15 protein-coding genes, 1 tRNA gene and 1 pseudogene are annotated in these 18,833 nt (G+C 57.5%); 12 read left to right on the top strand and 5 right to left on the bottom strand.

Annotated elements, in window-relative coordinates; genetic code table 11:
• A pseudogene (locus tag R6U90_RS00260) lies at positions 1 to 330 on the top strand (hypothetical protein); the annotation flags it as partial.
• Positions 331 to 616: 286 nt separating this feature from the next.
• On the opposite strand, the gene R6U90_RS00255 reads toward R6U90_RS00260, so the two are convergent.
• Both R6U90_RS00255 and ispB read right to left on the bottom strand, forming a co-directional pair.
• A tRNA-Pro gene (locus R6U90_RS00255) sits at positions 617 to 693 on the bottom strand.
• A gap of 177 nt (positions 694 to 870) precedes the next feature.
• The gene (gene ispB / locus R6U90_RS00250; protein ID WP_410350651.1) at positions 871 to 1,842 is read right to left on the bottom strand and encodes an octaprenyl diphosphate synthase; all 972 of its coding nucleotides are present in this window, start codon (positions 1,840 to 1,842) and stop codon (positions 871 to 873) included.
• Between the two features lie 196 nt (positions 1,843 to 2,038).
• Between ispB and rplU the strand changes: the two genes are divergently transcribed.
• The 5 genes from rplU to R6U90_RS00225 all read left to right on the top strand — a co-directional run bounded on the left by rplU (position 2,039) and on the right by R6U90_RS00225 (position 5,652).
• The gene (rplU, locus tag R6U90_RS00245; protein ID WP_310693138.1) at positions 2,039 to 2,350 is read left to right on the top strand and encodes a 50S ribosomal protein L21; all 312 of its coding nucleotides are present in this window, start codon (positions 2,039 to 2,041) and stop codon (positions 2,348 to 2,350) included.
• Positions 2,351 to 2,367: 17 nt separating this feature from the next.
• Complete coding sequence (gene rpmA / locus R6U90_RS00240) at positions 2,368 to 2,625, top strand: 50S ribosomal protein L27 (protein WP_410350650.1); 258 nt, start codon at positions 2,368 to 2,370, stop codon at positions 2,623 to 2,625.
• 352 nt (positions 2,626 to 2,977) lie between these two features.
• Complete coding sequence (gene cgtA, locus R6U90_RS00235; RefSeq protein WP_410350649.1) at positions 2,978 to 4,024, top strand: Obg family GTPase CgtA; 1,047 nt, start codon at positions 2,978 to 2,980, stop codon at positions 4,022 to 4,024.
• Positions 4,025 to 4,045: 21 nt separating this feature from the next.
• Positions 4,046 to 5,170, top strand: a complete 1,125-nt coding sequence (proB, locus tag R6U90_RS00230; protein ID WP_410350648.1) for a glutamate 5-kinase — start codon at positions 4,046 to 4,048, stop codon at positions 5,168 to 5,170.
• A gap of 104 nt (positions 5,171 to 5,274) precedes the next feature.
• Complete coding sequence (locus R6U90_RS00225; RefSeq protein ID WP_410350647.1) at positions 5,275 to 5,652, top strand: response regulator; 378 nt, start codon at positions 5,275 to 5,277, stop codon at positions 5,650 to 5,652.
• A 73-nt stretch (positions 5,653 to 5,725) separates the two neighbouring features.
• Here R6U90_RS00225 and rpsT read toward each other — a convergent pair whose 3' ends face one another.
• Positions 5,726 to 5,986, bottom strand: coding sequence for a 30S ribosomal protein S20 (gene rpsT, locus R6U90_RS00220; protein ID WP_410350646.1), 261 nt, complete (start codon positions 5,984 to 5,986; stop codon positions 5,726 to 5,728).
• A gap of 217 nt (positions 5,987 to 6,203) precedes the next feature.
• On the opposite strand from rpsT, the gene murJ reads away from it, so the two are divergent.
• The 6 genes from murJ to ispH all read left to right on the top strand — a co-directional run bounded on the left by murJ (position 6,204) and on the right by ispH (position 13,934).
• Positions 6,204 to 7,763 carry a murein biosynthesis integral membrane protein MurJ gene (gene murJ, locus R6U90_RS00215; protein WP_410350645.1) on the top strand — a complete coding sequence of 520 codons (1,560 nt, stop codon included), beginning with the start codon at positions 6,204 to 6,206 and terminating at the stop codon, positions 7,761 to 7,763.
• A gap of 188 nt (positions 7,764 to 7,951) precedes the next feature.
• Complete coding sequence (ribF, locus tag R6U90_RS00210) at positions 7,952 to 8,884, top strand: bifunctional riboflavin kinase/FAD synthetase (RefSeq protein ID WP_410350644.1); 933 nt, start codon at positions 7,952 to 7,954, stop codon at positions 8,882 to 8,884.
• A 79-nt stretch (positions 8,885 to 8,963) separates the two neighbouring features.
• Entirely contained in the window at positions 8,964 to 11,777 is a 2,814-nt protein-coding gene (gene ileS, locus R6U90_RS00205; RefSeq protein ID WP_410350652.1) for an isoleucine--tRNA ligase, read from the top strand.
• A 187-nt stretch (positions 11,778 to 11,964) separates the two neighbouring features.
• Positions 11,965 to 12,507, top strand: a complete 543-nt coding sequence (gene lspA / locus R6U90_RS00200; RefSeq protein WP_410350643.1) for a signal peptidase II — start codon at positions 11,965 to 11,967, stop codon at positions 12,505 to 12,507.
• A 15-nt stretch (positions 12,508 to 12,522) separates the two neighbouring features.
• Positions 12,523 to 12,996, top strand: coding sequence for an FKBP-type peptidyl-prolyl cis-trans isomerase (gene fkpB, locus R6U90_RS00195; protein WP_410350642.1), 474 nt, complete (start codon positions 12,523 to 12,525; stop codon positions 12,994 to 12,996).
• The gene (gene ispH, locus R6U90_RS00190; protein WP_410350641.1) at positions 12,993 to 13,934 is read left to right on the top strand and encodes a 4-hydroxy-3-methylbut-2-enyl diphosphate reductase; all 942 of its coding nucleotides are present in this window, start codon (positions 12,993 to 12,995) and stop codon (positions 13,932 to 13,934) included. The genes fkpB and ispH overlap by 4 nt, the downstream gene beginning before the upstream one ends.
• 106 nt (positions 13,935 to 14,040) lie before the next feature.
• Here ispH and R6U90_RS00185 read toward each other — a convergent pair whose 3' ends face one another.
• Together R6U90_RS00185 and R6U90_RS00180 are read right to left on the bottom strand one after the other, a co-directional pair.
• On the bottom strand, positions 14,041 to 14,475 hold the full coding sequence (locus R6U90_RS00185) for a type IV pilin protein (RefSeq protein ID WP_410350640.1): 435 nt from the start codon (positions 14,473 to 14,475) through the stop codon (positions 14,041 to 14,043).
• Between the two features lie 24 nt (positions 14,476 to 14,499).
• Positions 14,500 to 18,738 (bottom strand): pilus assembly protein, encoded by a 4,239-nt coding sequence (locus R6U90_RS00180; RefSeq protein WP_410350639.1) that lies wholly within the window; start codon positions 18,736 to 18,738, stop codon positions 14,500 to 14,502.
• Positions 18,739 to 18,833 lie beyond the last annotated feature (95 nt).

Below are 18,833 nucleotides of genomic sequence, written 5' to 3'. Positions count from 1 at the left end.
AGCAAGGACTTTGATTATATAGCCATTCCATCGCATGGGGCGATTGGCGACGGTATGGCGATCGCTGCCGGTGGTGGTGCTAACGCCAAAAACCTGAGAAGACACCTGCAACAGCGCTCAAGTAACGGTGAGGGGAAGGTGGTTGTGACCAGCCGCAATTCTGCCCTGGCCAATGCTGTTATCAAAGGTGCTGTATCAGATAACCAGTTTCCCGGGGTATGGCTTGTTTATGCGGGGGATGCGAAATATGCCGAATCTCTGAAGCAGATCGTTGAAGCTGCCGGGATGAAATACGGGTTTGTGGATATAAACCAGTCCCATCAACGATAAAGTCGTTGGTAAGCTCGGGAGTGAATAACGTTCGTCAGAGATACCGGGTGTATGAAATGTCACCCTGTATTTCCCGGCAACGTTCAATTTCCTCGACCTGTCTCACAAACAAAAATGCCGGCCTTCCCAATACGTGGAAGGCCGGCATTTGTTTTGAATTGGTCGGGGTGACAGGGTGAGGGCTGACCGTTCGCGTAGCGAACGCAGCAGTCCGAACGCCCGGAGGGCCGGAAATTCGGTCACCCTCATTAAACCGCCGGCAAGGTCCGGCGTAAGAAAATAAAATTGGTCGGGGTGACAGGATTTGAACCTACGACCCCCGCCTCCCGAAGACGGTGCTCTACCAGGCTGAGCTACACCCCGTTATTAAGCCGTTGAAACGGCGCTGACGGCGTTAAAGCTTCTCTCGGAAATGCTCATTTACTCGTAGTAAATTCCGCTTTCCTCGCTCGCTTTGCCTTGTCATCATCCGTTTGAACGGCTTACTAAAAGCTGTGTTGAAACGGCGCTGACGGCATCTATGCGATGGGAAGTCTTGCGTCAGTAACTGCGGTTGACGGCGAATTCGGCGAGGAAGCTGAGGGCGTCTTTGTACTGCGACGTCGGGATTTCACTCAGCGCCTCGATGGCCTGATCGGCCTCCGCTCGCGCGCAGCGCGCAGTGTAGTCGATAGCGCCGGTGGATTCAATCGCTTCGCGTACGGCGTCGATCTGCTCCAGACCCCCGGTTTCAATGGCCTTGCGGATGACTGCGCTCTGCTCGGCGCTGCCGCGGGCCATGGCGTAGATCAGCGGCAGGGTGGGTTTGCCCTCGGCCAGGTCGTCGCCGATGTTCTTGCCGGTCTCCTCGCTGTCGGCGCGGTAGTCGAGCACGTCGTCCACCAGCTGGAAGGCGCTGCCCAGATGCATGCCGTAGCGGGCCATGGCCTGCTGGACCGGTTCGGGCTGATCGGTAATGACGGCAGCCAGCTCACTGGCGGATTCGAACAGTTTGGCGGTCTTGTTATGGATGACCTCCATGTAGCGGGCCTCGGTGGTGTCCGCGTCGTGGATATTGAGCAGTTGCTGGACCTCGCCCTCGGCGATGGTGTTGGTACAATTGGCCAGAATCCGCATGATATCCATGTGGCCGATGTCGACCATCATCTGGAAGGCGCGCGAATAAAGGAAATCGCCGACCAGCACACTGGCCGAATTCCCCCACAAATTGTTGGCAGTTTCCCGCCCCCGGCGCAGCTCGGAGCCGTCTACCACGTCGTCGTGGAGCAGGGTGGCGGTGTGGATGAACTCGATGATCGCCGCCAGATCCACGTGATAGCGGCCCTCATAGCCCAGCGCGCGGGCGCACAGCAGGTGAATAATGGGGCGCAGCCGCTTGCCGCCACTATTTATAATGTAAGTCCCGACCTGGTTAATCAATACCACCTCGGAGTGCAGCCGCTCGCCGATGCAGCGGTTGACCTCGTCCATATCGGGGCCGATTAACGCCTGGATTTCCTCGAGAGTCTTCAAAATGGCTCGCCTGTGGGCAAAGCGCAAAATGCTAGGGAGCCCCCACTGACCTGTCAAGCCAGAGGCGGCTTTGAAGGCGCTTAAATTGGCAGAAAATCAGGAAAATTCTTTGACCGGGGCGGTCCCAGGCGCTAAAATTGCGCCCCTTTCCACAGTCGAGTCCGCCTTCGAGGCGGGGATATTTGGAGCACAGATTATGTACGCGGTTATCGAAACCGGTGGCAAGCAGTACCGGGTAGAACAGGGCCAGAAAATCAAGGTCGAGAAGCTCAACGCCGAGCAGGGCGCCAGCGTGGATATCGACAAGGTCCTGATGATCGCCGATGGCGAGGATTTCAAGGTTGGCAAGCCCTACGTCGAGGGCGGCAAGGTCACCGCGACCGTGGCCAGCCACGGTCGTGGCAAGAAGGTGATGATTATCAAATTCCGTCGCCGCAAACACAGCCGGAAAACCCAGGGTCACCGTCAGGACTACACGGAACTGGAAATCACCGGTATCAGCGGTTAAGCAAGAGGACGTAAAACATGGCTCATAAGAAAGCAGGCGGTAGTACCCGCAACGGTCGCGATTCCCAGTCGAAACGCCTTGGCGTCAAGCGCTATGGCGGTCAGGTAGTCAAGGCCGGTAACATTCTGGTTCGCCAGCGCGGCACCAAGGTTCACCCGGGCGTAAACGTGGGCAAGGGCGGTGATGATACCCTGTTTGCCAAGGCTGACGGCACCGTGATATTCGAGACCAAGGGGCCCCGGCAGCGTAAACAGGTCAGCATTATCCCGGCCTGAAGACGCCAGGCTACAAGCCGAACCGCCAAAGCCCCGTCCCTCGCGACGGGGTTTTTGTTTGCAGGACGGGTATGCAATCAGCGAATACGTGTCTTTTCTCCAGGCTACGGGGCATAACGCAAAGGACGCGGAGGCGCAAAGGCACAGAGAATGGGAACAGGGCATTCAGGCAGTGAGCAATTGCGTTTGATATGTGCGTCCGGAACAGTGTCGCTTCTGAGGGTTTGCGGTTCGACCGCTAAACAATAGTGTTGTCGGACCAAAGATGTCTGCAAATCAAACAGGATTTGGAGCAGGTAAGACCAATTTTCCCGGGCCGTCTTGGCTCTCGTAACTATACGGAACTTAAAAGATGAAATTCGTCGACGAAGCAACTATTCGGGTCGAAGCCGGCAAGGGCGGCAACGGCTGCGTCAGCTTTCGGCGTGAAAAATTTATCGAGTTCGGCGGCCCCGATGGCGGTGACGGCGGCGACGGTGGTGATGTGTATCTGATCGGCGAGCGCAATCTCAACACCCTGGCCGATTTTCGCTACACGCGCCAGTTTCGCGCCGAGCATGGCCAGCAGGGCAAGGGCCGCAACATGACCGGCAAGGGCGGGCAGGATCTCACCATTCCTGTTCCGCTGGGTACCCAGGTATTCGACGAGGAGACCCAGGAGCTGCTCGGCGATGTGCTGGAGCACGGCCAGACCCTGCTGGTGGCCAAAGGCGGTCATCACGGGATCGGTAATACCCGTTTCAAAAGCAGCACCAATCGGGCCCCGCGCCAGTCCACCCCCGGTACCCCCGGCGAGGCCCGCCTGCTGCGTCTGGAGATGAAAGTCCTGGCCGACGTGGGGCTGCTGGGCCTGCCCAATGCAGGCAAGTCGACTTTTATCCGTGCCGTTTCCGCGGCCCGTCCCAAGGTAGCCGATTACCCGTTTACCACCATCTATCCCAACCTGGGCGTGGTCAGCGTCGAGGCGCACCGCAGCTTCGTGATCGCCGATATTCCGGGGATTATCGAGGGCGCGGCCGAGGGCGCCGGGCTGGGACTGCAGTTTCTCAAGCACGTCTCGCGCACCCGGCTGTTGCTGCACCTGGTGGATATGGTGCCGCCGGATCCGGCCGGCGATCCGGTGAGCGACGTGCGCACCATCGAGCAGGAGATGGTGCGTTTTGATCCGGCGCTGGCCGACTATGAGCGCTGGCTGGTATTGAATAAAATCGACCTGCTGCCCGAGGACGAACGCGAGGCCCGCTGTCAGGCGGTCGTCGACGAGCTGGGCTGGCAGGGACCGATCTATCCGATCTCGGCCATCAGCCAGATCGGCACCCGGCAGCTCTGTTATGACATCATGAGCTATATCGAGCGCCAGCGAGAGGACGCCCGGCCGGCATCGGTGGAAGACGACTAACGCGAAGTGGAACAAGACGGCATGGCCAGACGGCAACAACTGAAAACCTCGCAGCGCTGGGTCATCAAGATCGGCAGCGCCCTGCTGACGCGCGACGGCGCCGGCCTCAACCGCGACGGGCTGGATGACTGGGTAGCGCAGATGACCGCCCTGGTGGAGCAGGGAGTGGAAATCGTGCTGGTCTCCTCCGGCGCGGTGGCCGAGGGTATGTCCCGGCTGGGCTGGAAGCAGCGCCCCAGCGCCCTGCACCATCTGCAGGCCGCCGCCGCCGTGGGACAGATGGGGTTGATTCAGGCCTACGAGTCACGTTTTGCCCGGGATAACCTGCATACCGCCCAGGTCCTGCTGACCCACGATGATCTCACCAGCCGCAAGCGTTATCTTAACGCCCGCAGCGCGGTGCGTAGTCTGCTGCAACTGGGGGTCATTCCGGTGATCAACGAAAATGACACCGTGGTGACCGACGAGATCCGCTTCGGCGATAACGACACTCTGGCTGCGCTGGTCGCCAACCTGGTGGAAGCCGATACCCTGATTATTCTGACCGATCAGCAGGGACTGTACGATCGGGATCCGCGCCAGCACAGTGATGCCACGCTCATCGAGGAGGCGCCGGCCCATGATGAATCGCTGGATGCCATGGCCTCCGATGGCGCCGGGGTACTGGGTCGGGGCGGGATGAAAACCAAGCTGCGTGCCGCGCGCCTGGCGGCGCGCTCCGGCACTTCTTCGGTGATCGCCTCGGGGCACGAAGACCAGGTGCTGACCCGGCTGCGGGCCGGGGAGGCCCTGGGAAGCCTGTTATATGCCGAGCAGGCACCGCTGGCGGCGCGCAAACAATGGCTGGCCGGTCATTTGCAAATGCGCGGCCGGTTGGAGCTCGATGCCGGGGCGGTCAAAGTACTGCAACAGTCGGGGCGCAGCCTGCTGGCGGTCGGCGTGCGCGGGGTGAGCGGCGATTTTGTGCGCGGCGAGATGGTCGCCTGCGTCAGCCCCGAGGGTCGGGAAGTGGCCCGGGGGCTGGTCAACTACAATGCCGACGAGGTGCGTCGCATCATGGGCCAGCCAAGCGAAGCTATTGAGTCGATTCTGGGTTATGTCGACGAGCCGGAGCTGATTCACCGCGACAACATGGTGCTGGTGTAAGCGCGTAAAGTCGGGTGCGCCCCTGGCCGATATTACTTTGACAGGCGGGGTTATCGGGAAGAATCCCGTGCCCATTCTACCGAGATGAGTAACAGGGGAGCGTAATGAAGATTCTGGTGGTGGATGATGATGTTCAGCTCGGTCGGCTGATAGGGAGCATGTTCGGGCAGCTGGGCGAGAGTGAGGTGGATTGTGTTGAGGACGGTCATGAAGGCCTGCGCCGGCTGCGGCAGGCGGCCTACGATCTGGTATTGCTGGATATCAACATGCCGGCCATGAGCGGGGTGGATTTCGCGGTGGAACTGGGCCAGCTGCAGCCGGGCAAACCCTGCATTTTTGTCACCGCCGCGGCCAGTGAGATGGCGCAGGCGGCAATGAACGTGGCCCATGAGGCCGGCGTCAGGATGCTGGGCACCCTGCACAAACCTTTTACCCTGGAGCAACTGGATACCCTGCTTCAGGAGGTCCGCTCCGCCGCCTGAACAGTCTGTTTCGGGCATAAAAAAAGCCGGATTACTATCCGGCTTTTTTTATGTTTGCAGCAGGCTGCCCCGATTACATCGCGCGGATGCGGGCATTGAGCCGGCTTTTGTGCCGGGCGGCCTTGTTCTTGTGAATCAGGCCCTTGCTGGTGGTTTTGTCGATGACGGCCACGGCTTGCTTGTAGGCCTGTTCGGCCTGGGCCTTGTCGCCGGCTTTCACTGCGCCGAGCACTTTCTTGACGAAGGTGCGGAATTTGGAACGATAGGCCGCGTTGTGCTGGCGGTTGTTTTCCGCCTGACGCGCCCGTTTGCGGGATTGTGCAGTGTTGGCCAAAACGTCTCTCCTGACTCAATCAATTTCGTAAATTCGAAGGCCGCGTATGATGGTGGTTTTGCCCCCAAATGTCAACGACCTGGCGAAATTTCATCAGCTGCGTATTCAGCGCCCCGGCCGGTGGGGTAAGATGCGCAGGTCGGCCCGCCAGCCGGTGGGGATGTAAGTGGTTACAAACTAAAAAATTATTGAATAACAACACGATAGAGACGCCGCCATGGGACTGTTACGGTCCACCGCCATTTTCAGCAGCATGACCCTGATCTCCCGCATCACCGGCCTGGTGCGGGATGTGGTGTTCGCCGCCGTGTTCGAGTTCGGCAGGGCCACCGACGCCTTTTTGATTGCTTTCAAGATCCCCAATTTTCTGCGCCGCTTGTTCGCCGAGGGGGCCTTCGCCCAGGCCTTTGTGCCGGTGCTGGCCGAGTACAAGGTCCAGCGCGACGAGGCGGCAGTGCGGGATTTGATCGCTGCCACCGCCGGCACGCTGGGGGTGGTGCTACTGATTCTCACCGCACTGGTGGTGCTGGTGACGCCCCTGTTCGTCATGCTGATCGCGCTGGGCTATATCGGCGATCCGGGGCAGGTGGATCTGACCGCCGAGATGCTGCGCATCACCTTTCCCTACATCTTTTTTATCTCCCTGACCGCGCTGTCCGGCGGGGTGCTCAACACCTACGGTCGCTTCGCCCTGCCGGCGTTTACCCCGGTGCTGCTCAACCTGAGCCTGATCGGGGCGGCCCTGTGGCTGTCGGATTATTTTGCCGTGCCGGCCATGGCCCTGGCCTGGGGGGTGCTGATCGCCGGGGTGGCGCAATTGCTGTTGCAGCTGCCGTTTTTGCTCAAACTTCGGCTGTTGCGCTGGCCGCGTTGGGGCTGGCGCGATTCGGGGGTACGGCGCATCATGAAGCTGATGCTGCCGGGGATCATCGGCTCTTCGGCCATGCAGATCAATTTGCTGTTCGACGTGATGGTGGCCTCGTTTCTCGCCTTCGGCAGTATTACCTGGCTTTATTTCGCCGATCGCATGATGGAGTTTCCACTGGGGCTGTTCGGCATCGGCCTGGCCACCGTGATCCTGCCCTATTTGTCCGAGAAGTTTGCCCGCCAGGACTCGCTGGCTTTCTCGCGCACCCTGGACTGGGCGTTGCGCTGGGTCGTGCTCATCGGCCTGCCGGCGGCAGTCGCGCTCGGTGTGCTGGCCGGGCCGATCCTGGCGACCCTGTTTTTATACGGCGGCAAGGGCGGCCATGATCTGAGCATGATGGCGCTGGCGTTGATCGCCTACAGCTTCGGTCTGCTCGGTTTTATGCTGGTCAAGGTGCTGGTGCCGGGCTACTTCGCCCGCCAGGACACGAAAACGCCGATGAAAGTGGCGTTGATCGCCATGCTCGCCAACATGATTTTCAATGTGATCCTGGTGGTGACACTGGTGCAGGTGGGCTATTCCGCGCCCCATGCCGGGCTGGCGCTGGCGACCACGCTCTCCTCTTTCATTAATGCCATGCTGCTGTTACGCGGTCTGTTGCGCGACGGAGTGTTCAGCCCCGAAGCCGGCTGGGGACTCTATTTTATACGCGTGATTCTGGCCGGCGGGGTGATGGGCGCCAGCCTCTGGGTCCTGGCTGGCAACTGGGCACAGTGGGTCGACTACACATTGACCGAGCGCCTGACCCATCTGGGCTGGCTGATTCCGGTCGGCGCCATTATCTACTTTGCCGTCCTGGCCTTAAGCGGCCTGCGTTTCGGCCAGTTCCGCCGGCCGGTGTCGGGTTAGCCTGCTAAAGGCAGGGAATGATCTCTCGCAAAGACGCTAAGCTCGCAAAGAAGAACAGTCATCTTTTCTTGGCGGCTCTGCGTCTTGGCGAGAGTGTTATTTCATTTGCCTGAATCCCGGGGTTTTTTCGCTAACAGCCCCTTGTTTTTGTTATACTTTTGGCCTTTTTCCGGCGGTGTAAATCAATCATGGAGCTGATCCGCGGTCTGCATAACCTGCGCCCCCGTCACCACGGTTGCGTGGCGACCATCGGCAATTTCGACGGGGTGCATCTGGGCCATCAGGCGGTCATCGGCCAGCTGGCGGAGAAGGCCGGCGAACTGTGTCTGCCGACAGTGGTAATTACCTTCGAGCCCCAGCCGCTGGAGTATTTCAAACCCGGCGCAGCGCCCTCGCGTCTGACCCGCTTTCGGGAAAAGATTCAGGCCCTGCGTCGCTATGCCGTGGATCGGGTGCTATGTCTGGCGTTCAATCGCAAGCTGGCGCAGCTGAGTCCCGCGGAATTCATTCAGCAGGTGCTGGTCGATGGGCTGGGCGTTAAGTACCTGGTGGTCGGTGATGATTTTCGTTTTGGCCGCGGCCGGGCCGGGAACATCGATGACTTGCGCGCCGCCGGCGACGAACACGGCTTCACGGTGGTCAACATGCATACCTTCGAGATCGACGGCGAGCGGGTCAGCAGCACGCGCATTCGTCAGGCGCTGGAAGCCGGCGACATGGGCGCCGCCGAACGGTTGCTGGGACGTGACTATCGCATGAGCGGGCGGGTGGCGCACGGCGATCGGCTGGGCCGCCAGCTCGGGTTTCCTACCGCCAACATTCACCTGCATCGACGGGTGACGCCCTTGCAGGGTATCTTTGCGGTAGACGTATTCGGGCTGGAGCGTGAGCCGCTGCAGGGGGCCGCCAGCCTCGGTACCCGGCCGACCGTGGATGGCACGCGTGCCCTGCTGGAAGTGTTTATTCTCGATTTCAACCAGGACATATACGGGCGACATATCCAGGTCAGTTTCAGGCACAAATTACGCGACGAGGAAAAGTACGACTCGCTGGAACGGCTCAAGCAGCAGATCGACACCGATGTCGAACAGACCCGGGCTTACTTTGCTGCCCATCATTGAACATCACTGAACGCCACTACGGATTAATATCGTGACTGATTACAAACAGACTCTCAATTTGCCGCAAACCGATTTCCCCATGCGTGGCAACCTGGCCAAACGCGAGCCGGACTTTCTCCAGCGCTGGTACGCGATGGGCCTGTATAAAAAGTTGCGCGAGCAGGCCAAAGCCGAAAACCGGCCGCTGTTCCTGCTGCACGACGGCCCGCCCTATGCCAACGGCGATATTCATATCGGTCACGCCGTTAACAAGATCCTCAAGGACATCATTATCAAGTCCAAAACCCTGGCCGGGTATGATGCCCCCTATATCCCCGGCTGGGATTGTCACGGTCTGCCGATCGAGTTGCAGGTCGAGAAGAAAATCGGCAAGGCCGGTGTCGGCGTCTCGCATGACAAGTTCCGTGCCGCCTGTCGTGACTATGCCGCCGAGCAGGTGGACGGCCAGCGCGAAGACTTCAAACGGCTGGGCGTGCTGGGTGACTGGGAGCATCCCTATCTGACCATGGACTTCCAGTTCGAGGCCGACATTGTGCGGGCGCTGGGCAAGATCATCGATCAGGGCCATCTGCACAAGGGCTTCAAGCCGGTACACTGGTGTGTCGATTGCGCCTCGGCGCTGGCCGAGGCGGAAGTGGAATACGAGGACAAAACCTCGCCGGCCATCGACGTGCGCTTTGAACTGTTGAACGAAACCGCGTTGCTGAGCCGCTGTCATCATGTGACGGATCATGAAGGCAAGGGACCGATCTCGGTGGTGATCTGGACCACGACCCCCTGGACCCTGCCGGCCAACCAGGCGGTGGCGGTCAATCCCGAACTTGATTATGCCGTGGTCCAGTGCGACGGGGTGGGCGATCATGTGCCCGAGCGGCTGATCGTCGCCGAGGCCATGCTGGGCGATATCATGGCGCGCTGGGGAGTGGAAGACTATCGCGTGATGGCCTATTGCAAGGGCGCCGATCTCGAGGATCTCAAATTACAGCATCCTTTCTACGAGCGTGAAGTGCCGATCATCTGCGGCGAGCATGTCACCCTGGAAGCGGGTACCGGCGCCGTGCACACCGCGCCCGGTCACGGTCAGGACGACTATGTGGTCGGACAGCGTTATCACCTCAAGGTGGACAACCCGGTGGGGGGAGATGGCAAGTTTGTCGAGGGCACGCCGTTGTTTGAAGGTCAGCATGTGTTCAAGGCCAACGACAGTGTGATCGACGCGCTCAAGGCGCACAACAAACTGGTGCACGAGGAAGCGCTGCGTCACAGTTATCCGCATTGCTGGCGGCACAAAACCCCGATCATCTTTCGCGCCACGCCGCAATGGTTTATCGCCATGGATCAGAACGCATTGCGTAAAAAAGCCCTTGAAGCCATTGGCAAAACCTGCTGGATGCCGCAGTGGGGCGAAGCGCGCATCATCGGTATGGTGGAGAACCGGCCTGACTGGTGCATCTCGCGCCAGCGCACCTGGGGCGTGCCGATCACGTTGTTTGTGCACAAACAGAGCGGCAAGTTACATCCTGAAACCAGCAAGATCATTGAGCAGGTGGCGAAAAGTATTGAACAGAAGGGCATTGATACCTGGTTCGAGCTGGACGTCAAAACATTGCTGGGTGACGAGGCTGATGATTACGAACAGGTCCGCGATACGCTCGATGTCTGGTTTGACTCGGGCGTGACCCATTTCGCGGTATTGAGTGCGCGTCTCGGTTTAAAGGATTATCCCGCCGCCGATCTTTATCTGGAAGGCTCCGATCAGCATCGCGGCTGGTTCCAGTCCTCGCTGCTGACGGCGGTCGCGATGCAGGACAGCGCGCCCTATAAAGCCGTGCTGACCCACGGATTCACGGTCGATGCCAAAGGCCAGAAGATGTCCAAGTCGAAGGGCAACGTGGTGGCGCCGCAAAAGGTGATCAACAACCTGGGCGCGGACATCCTGCGCCTGTGGGTGGCGTCCACCGATTACAGCGGCGAGATACGCGTTTCCGATGAAATTCTCAAGCGCACGGCCGATGCCTATCGGCGCATGCGCAATACCGCCCGTTATCTGCTGGCCAACCTGGGCGACTTTGACCCGGCACAACATACGGTCGCGCCGGAACAGATGCTCAGCCTGGACAAATGGGCAGTGGAACGTACCCGCGAGATCCAGCAACAGGTTGAGGCCGCGTATGAGAACTACGAGTTCCATACCATCTATCAGCTGATGCATAACTTCTGCGCGGTGGACCTGAGCAGTTTCTACCTGGATGTGATCAAGGATCGCCAGTACACCATGCCCACGGCGAGCGTGGCCCGGCGTTCGGCACAGACCGCGGCGTATTATATTGCAGAGGCGCTGGTACGCTGGATGGCGCCGGTGTTGAGTTTTACCGCCGAGGATATCTGGGAGAACATTCCCGGTGAGCGCAGCGCGTCGGTGTTGCTCAATACCTGGTACGACCTGCCGCGCATGTTTGCTGATGAGCCAATGGCAGCTGACGAGCTGGCGTACTGGCAACGGATCATGCAGGTGCGGGACGCGGTGAACAAAGAACTGGAAAACCTGCGCGTGGCAGGCGGTATCGGCGCCAATCTTGATGCCGAAGTCGGCATCTATTGCGGACGGGAAATTTATGATGCGCTGGCCCTGATCGAGAACGAGCTGCGGTTTGTGCTGATTACCTCGGATGCGCGGCTCTACCTGGCCGGCGATCCGCCCGCCGAAGCACAGCACTACACGCTGACGGGCAACGATGAGATCTGGGTCTCCGTCTCCGCCTCACCGCATGCCAAGTGCGTGCGTTGCTGGCATCATCGCGAGGATGTGAGCCATAACCCGGATCATCCCGAGTTGTGCGGGCGTTGTGTGGAGAATGTAGAGGGTGCCGGTGAAGAGCGGTTACACGCGTAAGAACAGGGACGAGTTACGAGGTTCGAGTGACGAGGCAATCATTGAATACGTCATTCCGGCGTAAGCCGGAATCCAGTCCGGGCTGACAGAACCGAACCCTGATTTTCACCCTGACGCGGACAGGCGCCGGGATAACGAAAAAATAATCTTTTTGGAGCTGTGCCGGAAAGGGTGAAGAGGATTTTATATGTTGAAATGGTTATGGTTAACAGCGGCAGTGGTAGTGCTGGATCAGGCAAGCAAGTTAGCTGCCAGTGCTTATCTGGGGCTGCATCAACCGATTGAATTGATGCCGATGTTTAACCTGACCCTGATGCACAACCGCGGCGCAGCATTCAGTTTTCTGAGCGACGCGGGCGGCTGGCAGCGCTGGTTCTTTACGCTGATGGCCATGGCCATCAGCATTGCGATTTTTGTCTGGATAAAACGGCTCAAACACGAGCATCTGCAGGCAGCCTCTCTGGCGTTGATTCTCGGTGGCGCCGTGGGCAACCTGATCGATCGGTTATTGCACGGCTATGTGGTCGACTTTCTCGATTTCTATTATCGTGGCGCTCAATGTCTGCCCCTGTTTTTCAGCTGGCCTCGTGACGGCCAGGCCGAGTGTCACTGGCCGGCCTTTAATCTGGCCGATGCCGCCATTACCCTGGGTGTGGTGTTGATTCTGGTCGATACATGGCGTCAGTACCGGGCCGACCGGAAACTGGCGGCAAAATACAAAGACGAATAAAACGAGCAGATTATTATGGCGGATATCGAAGCGTTGACTATCGGCCCGGGATCGCGGGTGACCATGCACTTTACCCTGAGCCTCACCGATGGCACGGTGGCGGACAGTACCGAGGAAGGGGAGCCGATGACCTTTACCATGGGCGACGGCACCCTGATCGAGGGGCTGGAGATGGTGTTATACGGTCTGAAGGTGGGCAGCAAGCAGTGTCTGGAGATCGGCCCGCGCGACACCTTCGGCTTTCCCGACGAGGAAAATATTCATACCCTGCCGCGCAGTGAATTCGCCGCCGAACTGCCGCTGGAGGAGGGGATTATTCTCGGTTTCAGCACCCCGTCCGGGGATGAGGTGCCGGGCACCATTCATGAAGTCCGCGAAGAGGAAGTGGTAGTCGATTTCAATCACCCGCTGGCGGGCCGACCGGTGGTGTTCGACGTGGAAATTCTGGCCATTGAACCGGGAGAATTCACCCAGGACAGCGATACATGAAAGTCATACTCGCCAACCCGCGCGGCTTTTGCGCCGGGGTCGATCGCGCCATCGACATTGTCGAACGGGCGCTGGAACTGTTCGGCGCGCCCATCTATGTGCGCCATGAAGTGGTCCACAACCGCTTCGTGGTCGACAACCTGCGCGACAAAGGGGCGATTTTTGTCGAGGAACTGGACGAGGTGCCCGATGACGCCACGGTGATCTTCAGTGCCCACGGCGTCTCCCGGGCCGTGCGCGAGGAAGCGGAAAGTCGCGGTCTGAGCGTGTTCGATGCGACCTGCCCGCTGGTAACCAAGGTGCATCTGGAAGTGAAACGCTACAGTCGCAACGGCCAGGAATGTATCCTTATCGGTCATGCGGGTCACCCGGAGGTGGAAGGCACCATGGGCCAGTTCGACACCGGCGCCGGCGGGAAAATGTATCTGGTTGAAACCGTGGCAGACGTGGCCGCGTTGCAGGTCAACGATCCCGAGCACCTGGCTTTCGTGACCCAGACCACCCTGTCGATGGATGACACCGCGGCGATTATCGACGCCCTGCGCGAACGCTTCCCCGCCATCCAGGGCCCGCGCAAGGACGATATCTGCTATGCCACCCAGAACCGCCAGGACGCGGTTAAATCCCTTGCCGAACAGGTAGACCTGCTACTGGTCGTCGGCTCACCCAACAGCTCCAACTCCAACCGGCTCAGGGAAGTCGCCGAACGGCGCGGCTCCCGGGCCTATCTCATCGATAACGCCGACCAGATAGAAAAAGCCTGGCTGGATGGCATTGCCCGTATCGGCCTGACCGCCGGCGCTTCGGCGCCGGAAGTTCTGGTCGAGCAGGTGATAGACAGACTCAGGGAGTGGGGGGTTGACGAAATCGACCGGGGCAACGGGGAGGCGGAGAACGTGGTGTTCTCACTGCCTGCCGAACTGAAGATAAAAAGTTAGCAGTTGTCAGATGGCAGTCGGCAGTGAATTTTGAATGATGAATTTAGAATGTTGAATTCAACATTCAAAATTTCACCTTCATCATTAATGCAACCTGCCAACTTTGTTATTTCGGCCAGCAACCGGTCGATGGGTTGCCATCACTGTCCTCGGACGTTTTACGCCCGGCCTGATCCAGACTGAAACTGCGACATTTTTCATCTTGTGTCTGCGGACCTCTTGCTGTCGCTGTTACGGTAAATTCATCCGGAGTAGCGGAATCAAAACTGAGTGAAATATCATATTTGTCGTTCTCGCTCTCGGTTGGCGCATCGATAGTCGCAAGGCTGTTGGCGTAAGTCCCTTTCCGTGAGTACCAGCGCTCCTGCAAGTGTGCAGCACGGGTCAGGGCGCTGATTGCATCGGCACGATAGCCTTTTCGCTTCTGTGCGTCGTAGGCCGGTATCGCAACGGCCGCGATAATCCCTATGATTGCCACAACGACCATCAGCTCAATGAGGCTGAGCCCGCGTTGGCAAGTGTGCTTTCTGGCTAACATCATTAATCAACCTTCATTGTTTATTGCTTAATCCAGAGGGATCTCGCGCCATGACTGGCGTCCGGAACCGGATTGTCCACCAGTGACTTCATCGGTCTCCACAATCTCACCGGTAGTCAACTGGATGATGGGCTTGCTGCCATCTTTGGTCCGGTACAGCGTGATGTCTGAAGCAATGCCGTAGCCGAGTTCGATCTTGGGCATTTTCTCAGGATAACCGGCGCCATTGGTGGATGTCGGGTCGGTTTTGTTCAGACCGATATCTTCCCAGTGGGCCGTCCCGGTTGTGTAATAAACCGCCCAGAGATCACTGTACCCCTCAGGCAGGCACGAGGTGTCGGTCGGCGGATTATAGCTGTTAAACAGTACCAGGTTTTGCCAGAATGTGGAGCGCGAGTTCCCTCGACTGGCCGGGTTGGTCCCATCGGATTCGAAGTCAAAATACCAGCCCTGACGGCTGTTAATAACAGACTCGAACTCATTAAAGGTTGAGGGTTCGTCACCGTCAGTGTCTTCGATTCCCTGGCCGGCAGGGACCTCGACCGATCCATCTGAAAAGACTTTGACTCCAGTGACATCCTGTACAGGATAGTCGCCTGATGAGCCCCGGTATGCCGTGGCATCGACATCCGGCAACATGTTCGGGGATGTGGAATCATGAATTTCCCGGATACCATACATTGACTGGGTTTCGGTGCTGTTATTATCCGCTGCGGTATAAAGCCGACCGGTACTGGCATAAACCCACCAGTGGTTCTGGGGCGAAGCGTCGATTGAACGCAGTTCCGGGCGGTGAACAAACGGCTGACCGGGATTGATCAGCGTCCCACGGTTGGCGCTGAGCGCCCAGTCACTTACTGTGTTGGTAGTGATGGCAACGCGCATCAGGCGGCCATCCGGATTACTGGCATCGCCGCCCACAATGCCGAAATAAATGGCATCGGAGAGAAAATCATTGGACCAGTCAGCCACCGCCGGATCGCCAACAAAGCTGCTGGTGATCCCGGTATCAATCTTGGTGACCTGGCTGGAATCCACGTCAAGCCGGCCACTGACCAGATCCAGCTCCAGGGCATAGACCTGCGCATTATTCGTACTGGTGACGGTATCCAGGTCCGTCGGGCCATTACCGAATACCAGGTACCAGTCATTGGGTTGGGTATCGCTGCCTGCCTGAGCCTCGGTCCAGTCGATATTGTCATCCGGCTGGCGGCGCACGGCAATTTGCGGCGCACTGGTGGTGAAACCAAGGTCCGAATCGGTAAATTCGGCCAGCACCGTGGGAGCGGTTTCCGGGTTGGTGACGTCCAGGATTACGTAGGCCGACCGGGCAGTGTAATCCGTTGTCCCGTCATCATCATAATCGACATCAATTTCACTACCACCAAGACGCATGCCGACGACGAGGATCGTGCCCCAGCCATCGGGATGATCGGCGTCATCCGGGAAAATATTGACGTCGAATGCCTGGGGTTTACCGTCCATGTAATAAACATGGGGATAATCGGGCTCGGTCAGCCAGCGCAGATGGGGGAGCAGGTTTTTCGGGACGTAGGCCCACAATTCCGCACCGAGCGGATGCTCGTCTTCTTCGGATGCCGCAGAGCAATCGGCTTTAAGGCAGAAACGACTGTTGTTCGGATCGAAGAAGCCGGCATTAAAAGCGTGGATCATCCCGTCATTGGCGCCAACATAAACGACACCGCGCCGATTTTCGTACTGGGCACGAAAATCCCGGTAGGTATCGTCACCGAAACGCGTATCATAGTTGTTATCCGGTTTGGAGACGATCAGCGGCGTTGAGTGGACTATGTCGCCCAGGCGCCAGGGTTTTTCACCATTGCCGTCATAATCAGCGGTACGGTTACGATATCCCGTGATACCTTCCTGGCCGCGAATAAAGTTGACGATATTCTTTGCTTCGGTCTCATCAACAGCATTCAGATAACCAAAATTACTGCTGTCGAAACTATCATCAGTGAAGTCAACAACTTCGCCACTGTCAACGTCACCGTCGTCATCGTCGAGCCAGGTGATGATATGGCGGCCACCGCTGCTGCTATCAGAAAATGAATTGCCATAAGGTCTTTGTTCGGTAATGGCAGCATTGGATACTTCGGCCAGCTTATCACGGGCATTCCAGATTGGTTTCATTTCCTCAATCTCACGAATATCATCGTAGGTTGCACAGGAATCCGAACGATTGCAGTAAAATACCCGGGTCCGGCCAACAGCCTCGTCATACAGGATCTGGATCCATTTATCCGTAGCATAATCATCCAAAGTAGCATTGCCATTGGTGTCTTCGCGCAGATTACCTTCGTCATCGATGAATACGCTGTGCACCAGTCCGGTCCAGTTCAGGGTTTTATTGTCATAGGTCTGTTCAGGTTGATATAAAGCCTGAACCACGCCGCCGGTCATAGCGACAGTGTCGGCGATTACCGCCGCAGCGGAACCGGATGAAAGGCGTTGAAGAAGTTCATTGAATACCCGGTTCAACTGTGATTCCAGGGTTGCCGGGTTGGAGGCGAGAAAATAATTATCCGGAATACCATCAGATTCATAGGCGCCGGTATCATTGTTGCGTTGATCCCACTCATATTGCAGGTCAGGAAGATCATTATTATTGTAATCGGTAAAACCACCCCATTTGGCAGCATACCAGAGCGGGTCTTTAAGCAAGTCCGCACTTGAAGTCCCAATTAAATAGGTCTTATTTGTTGGACTGTCCCCCCCACTTGTACTTGATGCATGGCCATCACAGCCACTGCTGCAGTCGTTTGTGATACCTGGTTCGTCGTAGGTAAATCCCCAGATTCCTGAATGAACATGGAAACCGTCATCGGTTGTTCCACTAATCGTATATCCAAAACCCATTTCTGTGTTATCGGAAGAGTCGCCGGTGATTTTTGTTTCGATAGTGACGTTGGAAGATGTGATTTCATAGGAAATAGTACCCTTCATATCCTGGTCGTAGTCACCGCCCTGTTCGCTATCTTCCCATTGAATCTGGAATGAGCCGCCATAAGTGCCGCCACCAAGATCAGTATGGGGTTTCACAATAGTGAAGTTTACGAGTGCGCAGTTGCCGCCAACACTGTCATTACGACAGGCCGGAAGGACCGTGACAAACTGATCAGTGGCGCCGGGTACAGGAATGCGGATCTGGGGCACGTTGCCGCTGAGTGCGACACTGTAAGTGTTAATCTTTTGATCGTCTGTCAGGGCGCGAATATCATTGGTTTTTGCCCAATGCGCGATACCGGCGATGTTGTAACTGCCCTGCAATCTCGGCGAGCCGGGACAGGGGCCCTTGACATCCCCGAAACTGGAAATGGTCTTGGGGGTGCATAACTGATCATTATCCGTGCCATTTTCACCAACAAAATAATCATTTCCGCTAATGCCTTCCTCATCGCCGACGGTATCTGTCAGAGTGCTTGCATCCGGGCTGCCGGGCAGGCCGGACATATCGAGTGAATCGGAATCATAGGAGAAGTCGCTGGCATTGAGCATAATGATGCTGCAAGCTGCGCAGTAATTGCTGTTGTCGAAAGGATCGTCCCAAAGCCCCACATTCGTCAAACCACTGATGTAACCGGTGTCATCATTGGCGTTGTTGCTGAAGGAGTTATTTCTGTTGAGGCCGGCGAAATACCGCACAGCTTCCAGGTACATTTCGGTAACCGGGTTCCCCCAGTTGGAACAGTCGCCATCAGTGAATGATGACAGCCCCCAGGGACAGTCATCGGAAATGTTATATGTGCCGTTTGAGTCACCGGTATCGCCATCATTGTATCGGTATCTGGCAATTCTGAGCTTATCCAGTGTAGAGACAATCCCGTTAACGCTGGTAAATGTACCATCCGTGTTGTCTACTTCATCACTGAAATAGGAGATATTCTTACGTACCACACCGCCGGACTTGTTGAACCGGTAAGAGCCGGTCATCAGACCAAACTTGATGCTGTCGTTCTCACCGTAGGTATGCAGCAGGCCGGTCGGTTTTTGGGAACTGCCATATTCTTTACATTTTTCGGTGCCGATCAGTCCATCGACACAGACTTCAACATGCGCCTGAAAGTCGGGTCCATTGGTTCCATCTTGAAGACCATCGGAGGTTGGGTCAGGGTCGCTAGTAGCGGCAGAGGTGGGGTTGTTACTGGTGCCATTACTGGCGTCTCGACGCTCATCATCCCAGGTGCACTGCCAGCGTTCATTGGATGACCAGTAGCGAAAATCTCCTTCTGCGACCCGAATCAAGGGTGGATCCGTAACATCCTCGGAGTCAAGGTTATTGCCAGAAGCATAGGTGGTGTTACAGATCGTCAGCTTAGAAACCGAGTCCCAGGGGACGA

Source organism: Thiohalophilus sp., from assembly GCF_046483665.1.
Classification (GTDB): domain Bacteria; phylum Pseudomonadota; class Gammaproteobacteria; order UBA6429; family Thiohalophilaceae; genus Thiohalophilus.
This window is presented reverse-complemented; position numbering and strand designations above follow the sequence as displayed.

Bases quoted from the DNA above. Each gene is read 5' to 3' on its own strand.
- murJ (WP_410350645.1), top strand. From the start codon at position 6,204: ATGGGACTGTTACGGTCCACCGCCATTTTCAGCAGCATGACCCTGATC.
- R6U90_RS00185 (WP_410350640.1), bottom strand. From the start codon at position 14,475: ATGATGTTAGCCAGAAAGCACACTTGCCAACGCGGGCTCAGCCTCATT.
- ispH (WP_410350641.1), top strand. From the start codon at position 12,993: ATGAAAGTCATACTCGCCAACCCGCGCGGCTTTTGCGCCGGGGTCGAT.
- fkpB (WP_410350642.1), top strand. From the start codon at position 12,523: ATGGCGGATATCGAAGCGTTGACTATCGGCCCGGGATCGCGGGTGACC.
- ribF (WP_410350644.1), top strand. From the start codon at position 7,952: ATGGAGCTGATCCGCGGTCTGCATAACCTGCGCCCCCGTCACCACGGT.
- proB (WP_410350648.1), top strand. From the start codon at position 4,046: ATGGCCAGACGGCAACAACTGAAAACCTCGCAGCGCTGGGTCATCAAG.
- ileS (WP_410350652.1), top strand. From the start codon at position 8,964: ATGCGTGGCAACCTGGCCAAACGCGAGCCGGACTTTCTCCAGCGCTGG.
- rplU (WP_310693138.1), top strand. From the start codon at position 2,039: ATGTACGCGGTTATCGAAACCGGTGGCAAGCAGTACCGGGTAGAACAG.
- lspA (WP_410350643.1), top strand. From the start codon at position 11,965: ATGTTGAAATGGTTATGGTTAACAGCGGCAGTGGTAGTGCTGGATCAG.
- rpmA (WP_410350650.1), top strand. From the start codon at position 2,368: ATGGCTCATAAGAAAGCAGGCGGTAGTACCCGCAACGGTCGCGATTCC.
- R6U90_RS00225 (WP_410350647.1), top strand. From the start codon at position 5,275: ATGAAGATTCTGGTGGTGGATGATGATGTTCAGCTCGGTCGGCTGATA.
- cgtA (WP_410350649.1), top strand. From the start codon at position 2,978: ATGAAATTCGTCGACGAAGCAACTATTCGGGTCGAAGCCGGCAAGGGC.